7 protein-coding genes are annotated in these 7,556 nt (G+C 70.8%); 2 read left to right on the top strand and 5 right to left on the bottom strand.

The features are described 5' to 3' along the window. Positions 1–603: 603 nt before the first annotated feature. A complete protein-coding gene (locus tag IJH84_RS12415) occupies positions 604–993 on the top strand; it encodes a hypothetical protein (RefSeq protein WP_200068445.1) in 390 nt (129 codons plus the stop codon). Positions 994–1,082: 89 nt separating this feature from the next. Here the strand turns inward: IJH84_RS12415 and IJH84_RS12410 are convergent, their stop codons facing one another. After that, positions 1,083–2,345: an aldolase gene (locus IJH84_RS12410; protein WP_367269014.1), complete on the bottom strand. Its 1,263-nt coding sequence runs from the start codon at positions 2,343–2,345 to the stop codon at positions 1,083–1,085. A 74-nt stretch (positions 2,346–2,419) separates the two neighbouring features. Beyond that, the gene (gene aceB / locus IJH84_RS12405) at positions 2,420–4,015 is read right to left on the bottom strand and encodes a malate synthase A (protein WP_295144301.1); all 1,596 of its coding nucleotides are present in this window, start codon (positions 4,013–4,015) and stop codon (positions 2,420–2,422) included. A 236-nt stretch (positions 4,016–4,251) separates the two neighbouring features. Between aceB and IJH84_RS12400 the strand changes: the two genes are divergently transcribed. After that, positions 4,252–5,028 carry an IclR family transcriptional regulator gene (locus tag IJH84_RS12400; protein ID WP_200068443.1) on the top strand — a complete coding sequence of 259 codons (777 nt, stop codon included), beginning with the start codon at positions 4,252–4,254 and terminating at the stop codon, positions 5,026–5,028. A gap of 71 nt (positions 5,029–5,099) precedes the next feature. Here the strand turns inward: IJH84_RS12400 and tsaE are convergent, their stop codons facing one another. From tsaE to alr, 3 genes are all read right to left on the bottom strand, one after another. Then, entirely contained in the window at positions 5,100–5,591 is a 492-nt protein-coding gene (gene tsaE, locus IJH84_RS12395) for a tRNA (adenosine(37)-N6)-threonylcarbamoyltransferase complex ATPase subunit type 1 TsaE (protein ID WP_295144295.1), read from the bottom strand. Then, on the bottom strand, positions 5,588–6,682 hold the full coding sequence (locus IJH84_RS12390) for an alpha/beta hydrolase (protein WP_295144292.1): 1,095 nt from the start codon (positions 6,680–6,682) through the stop codon (positions 5,588–5,590). Before IJH84_RS12390 ends, tsaE begins: the two co-directional genes overlap by 4 nt. Then, a partial coding sequence (gene alr / locus IJH84_RS12385) for an alanine racemase (protein WP_295144289.1) occupies positions 6,679–7,556 on the bottom strand: 878 nt, incomplete at its 5' end. The genes alr and IJH84_RS12390, both read right to left, overlap by 4 nt.

The following is a 7,556-nucleotide window of genomic DNA, read 5'->3' as shown; positions in this document are numbered from 1 at the left end:
GGCCCGAACACCTGGTTCGGACCCAGGTCGCGGGCCAGGTCGGCGAGCGGCAGCTCGTCTCGGGATCGCTCGTCCTCGGTCATCGCGCCTCCTCGGAAGGTCGGCCCCGACCATAGCGCCGCACATCCGCGCGAGTTCCCGCGAACCGGATTCGTCCAGGCCGACGGGTGGCGGCGGCCTCGCGGCGATCGGCTCCGGAACTACCGCCGATCGCGAAAAACGGTTTCGCACTGCCCGGCGGACGAAATCCGGAGCCGCGCGGCGGGCTGATTCGCAAGCACTCGCCGCGGCCGCGCGCGAAGAATCGGGAAACCCCGCGATCTCCACCTCGGAACCGCGTCACCGCGCACCGGAGAAACCGGGACCAAGCCCAGGCGAACAGCCAAAACGAACCAGCAAGCCTGTTTTAAGATTTTCGACAGGACTCCGAAACACCTACCCGGAGAATTTGCGAGATCGGCCGCTCGCGGGCACGCCGCATGCCCGATGGTGCATTTCTGCGGCATTTAATTGCAACACCTGAGCGACCCCGATAACTTCGGGGCGAATAGCGATCGGACCTGGCGAGAAACGCCGGAACCAGCAATCAGAATGGAGCGAAGAATGCGCATCTCGAACACGATCAAGCGGATCGGCTCGTCGGCCGCCGTCGTCGGCATCCTCACCTCGGGCGCCGCGCTGGCCGTCGCCGCCCCCGCCTCGGCCGCGACGCCCGGCGAGATCAGCGTGTGCTCGAAGGGCGACTACGCGACCTCCGTCGAGTTCCCCGACCGGGGCGGTCTGAGCAGCGTCATCGTGCCGGCAGGCGACTGCGCGAACCTCGGGTCCCTGGGCTCCGACGACCAGGTCGAGCAGATCAAGGTGCACGGCTACGCGGGCAGCGACGACAAGGGCAAGGAGATCGGCGAGGGCAGTTTCCGCCCGAGCGAAGGCGGTAACGTCGTCACCAGCGGCACCCTGGACGACCCGAAGGTAATGACCCCGCGGATCTGATCGGTACCCCTCGCCGAGGACGGCGGACCTGCCGGTGTGCGGGGCGCGATCGCCGCCCCCGCACACCGGCAGGCACCGGGCTCAGCGGTTCACATCCGCGCGAGATCCCGCAGACCCGGTTCGTCCAGGCCGGTCATCGCCTCGGCTTCGGCCGCATCGGTGGCGCCGTTGGCCAGCGCGCGCACGAACGACGCCGCCAGCGCCCGCGCGGTCGCGGGCTCGTCGAGCACCGCCCCGCCGCGGGCCGATACGTAGGCCGCGAGCCGTTCACCCTGCGCCGGGGCGGCTTCCCGGAATTCCGCGAACACCGCCGCATACCGGCTCACCAGCTGCGCCGGATGCAGGTCCCAGCTCTGGTAGAAGCCGTGCGCGAGGGACCGCCGCACCAGGTCGTAGTGCGTGCGCCAACCGTGCCGGACCTGGTCACCGACCGGCAGCACGTTCGTCGAACCGTCGGACAGGAAAATCCCCGTCCCCGCGGCGGAAACCTGCATGGCGTGCCGCGCGAAGTCGCAGGCGCGGTGCGCCAAGTGCTGGTGCGCCGCGGTGAGCCCGCAGCTCGCGGTGTAGTCGTAGGTGCCGAAGTGCAGGCCGGTGACCCGCCCGGCGCCCGCCTCGATGAACCGCGGCAGCGCGAACCGGCCCGATGAGTCCACTATGGACTGAGTGGTCTCCACCTGGATCTCGAACCGCAGCGCGCCCTCGGCCAGCCCGAGCTGCTGCTCCAACAGCTCCAGCAGCTGCACGAACACCTCGACCTGCGCGACGTCGACGACCTTCGGGAACGTCAGCACAAACCCGTCCGGCAGGCTCCCCCACTGCTGCAGCAGCGAAGTCAGGAACACGTCCAGCGTGCGCACCGAACGGCCGCGCAGCTCGGAGGTGTCGAACGACTTCACGCGCAGCCCGAACCACGACGGCTGCACGCCGTCGCGCAGCCAGTCCGCGACGACACCGGCGGTGCGCTCGGCGTCGTCGTCCTCGGCTTCGTCGCCCGGCGCGCCGTAGCCGTCCTCGAAGTCGATGCGCAGGTCCTCGACCGCCGCGCCGGAAAGCGTCTCCCGCACCCGCGGATGCACGCCCGCGGCCACATCGCCGTCCATGCCAAGCACCGCGGCGAGTTCGTCCGATGTGGACAGATGTGCGCCGAACGCGGCCAGCGCATCATCCGACCAGCGCAGCAAGGTCCCCGCGGCCACGGCGTGCGCGGGGACGTAGCAGGTGTGCACCGGCTGGCGGCCGGCGCCGACTCCCGGATACCGCCGCGCCACGTGCTCGTCCACGGCCGACAACCGATCCAGCCGCTGCCGAACCTCCTGCGCGTCCAGCGAAGTCTTGGCCAACTGGTGCACCCCTTTCCGATCTTCTGCTGTCGTACCTCGGCAACGGAGGGAGCGGGCGCGCCGCTCCCTCCGCGCCAACCGCCTCAGAGCGCTTCGTAAGCGGGCAGCGTCAGGAAGTCGACGAACTCGTCGGCCACCGCGACCTGCTCGAACAGCTCGATCGCCCGGCCGAGGTTGTCGTTCGGGAATCCTTCCTCGGCGCGCAGCGACTTCTCGGTGTCGGCGAGCACCTGGCGCACCAGATCCGCCGTGACCTGCTCGCCACCGGCGAGCACGACGTCGTTGTGCAGCCACTGCCAGATCTGTGAACGGGAGAACTCCGCGGTCGCCGCGTCCTCCATCATGTTGTGGATCGCCGCCGCACCGTTGCCGCCGAGCCAGGAGGCGATGTAGCGCACGCCCACGTCCACCGCCGCGCGCAGGCCCTCGATGGTCTTCTGACCCGGCGTCTGGTCCACCGCGAGCAGGTCGTCCGCGGTGATCGCGACGTCCTCGCGCTTGCGGTCGATCTGGTTCGGCTTGTCGCCCAGGACCGCGTCGAACTCCTCGTAGCAGATCTCCACCAGGCCCGGGTGCGCGACCCAGGAGCCGTCGAAGCCGTCACCGGCCTCGCGCTTCTTGTCCTCGTGGACCTTGTTCATGGCCTTCTCGTTGGCCTCGGGGTCCTTCTTGTTCGGGATGAACGCGGCCATGCCGCCGATCGCGAACGCGCCGCGCTTGTGGCAGGTGCGCACCAGCAGCTCGGTGTAGGCGCGCATGAACGGCGCGGTCATCCCGACGGTGTTGCGGTCCGGCAGGATGTAGCGGTCCGACTCGCGGAACGTCTTGATGACGCTGAACAGGTAGTCCCAGCGGCCCGCGTTCAGCCCGGCCGAGTGGTCGCGCAGCTCGTAGAGGATCTCCTCCAGCTCGAACGCCGCCGGGAAGGTCTCGATCAGCACGGTGCCGCGGATCGTGCCGTGCGGGATGCCGAGCTCCTGCTGCGCGTGCGTGAACACCTCGTTCCACAGCCGCGCTTCCAGGTGGCTTTCCATCTTCGGCAGGTAGAAGTACGGGCCGCTGCCGCGGTTCACCAGCTCGCGGGCGTTGTGGAAGAAGTACAGCCCGAAGTCGACCAGCGCGCCCACCACCGGCTTGCCGTCCACCAGCAGGTGCTTCTCGTCGAAGTGCCAGCCGCGCGGGCGCACCAGCGGCACCGCGTGCTGCACGTCGTCGCGCAGCTTGTACTGCTTGCCCTCCGGCGTGGACAGCTCCACCTGCTTGCGGACCACGTCGTAGAGGTTGACCTGGCCGCTGACCACGTTCTCCCAGTGCGGGGTGTTGGCGTCCTCCAGGTCGGCCAGCCACACCCGGGCGCCGGAGTTGAGCGCGTTCACCGACATCTTGCGGTCGGTCGGCCCGGTGATCTCCACGCGCCGGTCGGCGATGTCCGCGGGCGGGGTGGCGACCTGCCAGTCGGACTCGCGGACCTCGCGGGTCTCCTCCAGGAAGTCCAGCCTGCCGTTGCGGGCGGCCTCGTCGCGGCGCTGCTTGCGGCGGGCCAGCAGCTCGTCGCGACGGGCGCCGAACTTGCGCTGCAAGCCGGCGATGAAGTCGAGCGCTTCGCCGGTGAGGATCTCCGCGCCGCGCTCCACCGGTCCGCCGAGCACTTGCACGCTCGCCGGGGTCGTTTCGGACATGGGAAGGCCACCTCTCTCGGGTACCTGGGGTGTTCGCCGTTCGCGTGACCGCCGCGACCGCCACGCCCGCCAACACTGCGGTATTTTTTCTGCATCGTGGATGTTAGTTTCCACGAACGGCGGTAAGCAACATGACGTCCGGCACCGACCCCGCCGCCTAGAATCGATCCCCCGACTCGATCTTCGGATCGAGCGCCACCGGGCCAGCAACCTCGGCCGACGAAAGGACCGCTGCGATGACCGGCCGCGCCAACCAAGGCGGAGGAGTGCAGTCGATCGAGCGCGCCTTCGACATCCTGGAACTGATGGCCGACGCGGGTGGCGAGGTCGCGCTGTCCGACCTCGCCGAAGCCTCCGGGCTGCCGCTGCCGACCATCCACCGCATCATGCGCACGCTCGTGAGCAGCGGCTACGCGCGACAGCAGCCGTCGCGGCGCTACTCGCTCGGGCCGCGGCTGATCCGGCTGGGCGAGACGGCCAGCCGCGCGCTCGGCTCGTGGGCGCGGCCGTACCTGGCGGAGCTGACCGAAGCCATCGGCGAGACCTCGAACATGGCGGTGCTCGACGGCGACCAGGTCGTCTACGTCGCGCAGGTCCCGTCGCAGCACTCGATGCGGATGTTCACCGAAGTCGGGCGGCGGGTCGACGCGCACGCCACCGCCGTCGGCAAGGCCGTGATGGCCACCCTCGGCGAGGGCACCGTGTCGCAGATGCTCGGCCGCGCCGGGATGCGGCCGCAGACCGAGCGCACCATCACCAGCGTGGCCGCCATGCAGGAAGAACTGGCGCGGGTGCGCTCGCAGGGCTTCGCCGTGGACGACGGCGAGCAGGAAGTCGGCGTGCGCTGCTACGCGGTGGCGGTCCCGGGCGCACCCGCGGGCGCCGCGATCTCCGTGAGCGGGCCGGAAGGGCGCATGACGCGGATCTCGCCGGAGACGCTGGTGCCGCTGATGCAACGGCTCTCGCGGGAACTCTCGGCCGAGCTGAAATCGGTGGTCTCCAACCCGGCGTAACGGCACGCGGCACGCCCGCCTAAATGATCACCGGAACATGCGGCGGCGCGCGGCCATGACACGCGGCGGTGTCAGGGCTTTTCCGGGTCAGGGTTTCCCGGCTCACCACCGCAGTCGCGCCAGCGCTGCCCGTGCGGCTCCAGCGTCGCCTCGCGCACGTCGTCCTCGCGGCGGTCGAGCCGGACGAGCAGGTATTCGTCGGCCAGCCGCTCCGCCAAGCCCTCGCCCCACTCGACCACCACCGCCGCCTCGGTGAGGTCCGTGTCCAGGTCGAGGTCGTCGATGTCCGCCAGCCCGCCGAGCCGGTAGGCGTCCACGTGCACCAGCGCCGGACCGGACCCGGCCGCCGGGTGGTGCACCCGCGCGATCACGAACGTCGGCGAGGTGACCTGGCCGGTGACCCCCATCCCGGCCGCGATCCCCTTGGCCAGCACCGTTTTGCCCGCCCCCAGCGGGCCGGTGAGCAGCACCAGGTCGCCGGCGCGCAGCCGGGCGCCCAGCGAACGCCCGAACTCCAGCGCATCGGACTCCGCAGGAAGTTCCACAGTGGACACCGTGTTCATGAGCTCGCCTTCTGCTCGGCCTCGGCGCGCGCCGCAGCCCGCCGCACCAGCGCCGCCAGGTACTCGGTGACCAGTTCGTGCCGCTCCAGCATCGCCATGTGCCCGGCCTCCGGAACCCGCACCAGCTCGGCGTCCGGGAGCTCCCCGGCGATCACCTCGGAGTGCGTGAACGGCGTCATCCGGTCCGCGTCGCCGCTGAGCACCAGCACCTCGCAGTGCCGCAACCCGGCCAGCGCCGCCTTGCGGTCGTGCGAACCGAGCGTCTCCAGGAAGTCGGTGACCACCTCGACCGTCGTCGCGCCGATCATGTCGTTCATCAGGTCCACCATCACCGGGCTGACCTGCCTGCCGCCGAACGCCAGCGAACGCACGATGCTCCAGCTCAGCTGACCGCCCGCGCGGCGCACCCGCTCCACCAGCGCGGGCTGCATCCCGGCCAGCACGCCGAGCCCGCGGGTCACCGGGTTGTTCTTGGACAGCCACGGCTTCGGCAGTCCGGAGGCACCGACCTCACCGGCGGAGGTGCTCAGCAGCGCCACCGCGCACACCCGGTCGCGGAACAGCTTCGGCCGCTGCTCGGCCAGCGCCATGATCGCCATGCCGCCCATCGAATGCCCCACCAGCACCACCGGCCCGCGCCGCGCGGTCGCCCGCAGCACCGCGTCCAGGTCCTTGCCGAGCTGTTCGATCGTGCTGTTGGGCCGCGAAGAATGCCCGGAACGGCCGTGGCTGCGCTGGTCGTAGAGCACCACCCGCACCCGCGGATCGGTCAGCAGCGGCAAGTCCCGCCGCTGGAAGTGCCAGCACCGCGAGTCCAGCGCGTAGCCGTGCACCAGCACGACGGTCAGCTCCGCGTGCCCGCCGTCGGCCGGTTTGACCTCCTGCACCGCCAGCGGGACGCCGTCATCGGCGGCCACCGTGGAATGCCGGTCGGGCTTGAGCTTGCCCAGGTTCTCCTCGGCGAGCGGGTCGTCCGGGTCCTTGCGCTGGGTCGCGATGCGGGTGCTGTGCGCGACCACGCCCACTGCCGCGCCGGTGACCGCGGCGCCGAGCACCCCGCCGGCCCAGGCCACGGTCTGCCAAGGCTTCACGTCGGGACCTCCGTCCGCACCACGGTCCGGGTCACCCGGGGCCGGTACATGCCGGTGACGATCTCGTAGTGGATCGTGCCCAGCTCGTCGGCCCACTCGGCGGCGGTCGGCTCGCCCAGCTCGCCGGTGCCGAACAGCACGACCTCGTCACCCTCGCCGACCGGGTCATCGCCGCAGAACACGACCAGCTGGTCCATGCACACCCGGCCCACGACCGGCCTGCGACGACCCGCCAGCCACACCTGCATCCGGCCGGACAGCGACCGCGGCACGCCGTCGGCGTACCCGACCGGGATCAGGGCGAGCGTGCATTCCCGCTCGGCGGTCCACAGATGCCCGTAGGAGACGCTTTCGCCCGCCTGCACCCGCTTGGCCTGCACCACCGTCGAGCGGAAGGTCATCGCAGGGCACAACCCGTGGTCGCCGTGCTGCGGAACCGGGTCCAGGCCGTAAGCCGCGATGCCCGGGCGCACCAGCTCGAAGTGCAGGTCAGGGCGGGTCAGCAGCGCCGCCGAGTTCGCCAGGTGCCGGATCGGGCGCAGGCCCGCCCGCAGGGCCTGCTCGTACGCGCGGTGGAAGCCCTCGGCCTGCGCGTCGATCGACGGGTGGCCGATCTCGTCCGCGCAAGCCAGGTGCGACCACACCGCCACGACCTCCAGCTCGCCGTCGGCCTGCGCCGCCGCCGCGCGGTCCAGCAGATCCGGCCACAGCTCGTGCGGGCAGCCGTTGCGGTTCAGCCCGGTGTCGATCTTGAGGTGCACCCGTGCCGTGCGGCCTGCCGACCGGGCCGCCTCGATAATCGCGTCCAGCTCGGCGCGCGAGGAGGCGGACAGGTCCACGTCGGCGGCCACGGCCGCGGCGAAATCGTCACCCG

The organism is Saccharopolyspora sp. (assembly GCF_017434145.1).
In the GTDB taxonomy this organism is placed as follows: Bacteria; Actinomycetota; Actinomycetes; order Mycobacteriales; family Pseudonocardiaceae; genus Saccharopolyspora_C; species Saccharopolyspora_C galaxeae.
The sequence above is the reverse complement of the archived record's forward strand: the minus strand, read 5'-3'. Positions and strand labels throughout refer to the sequence as shown.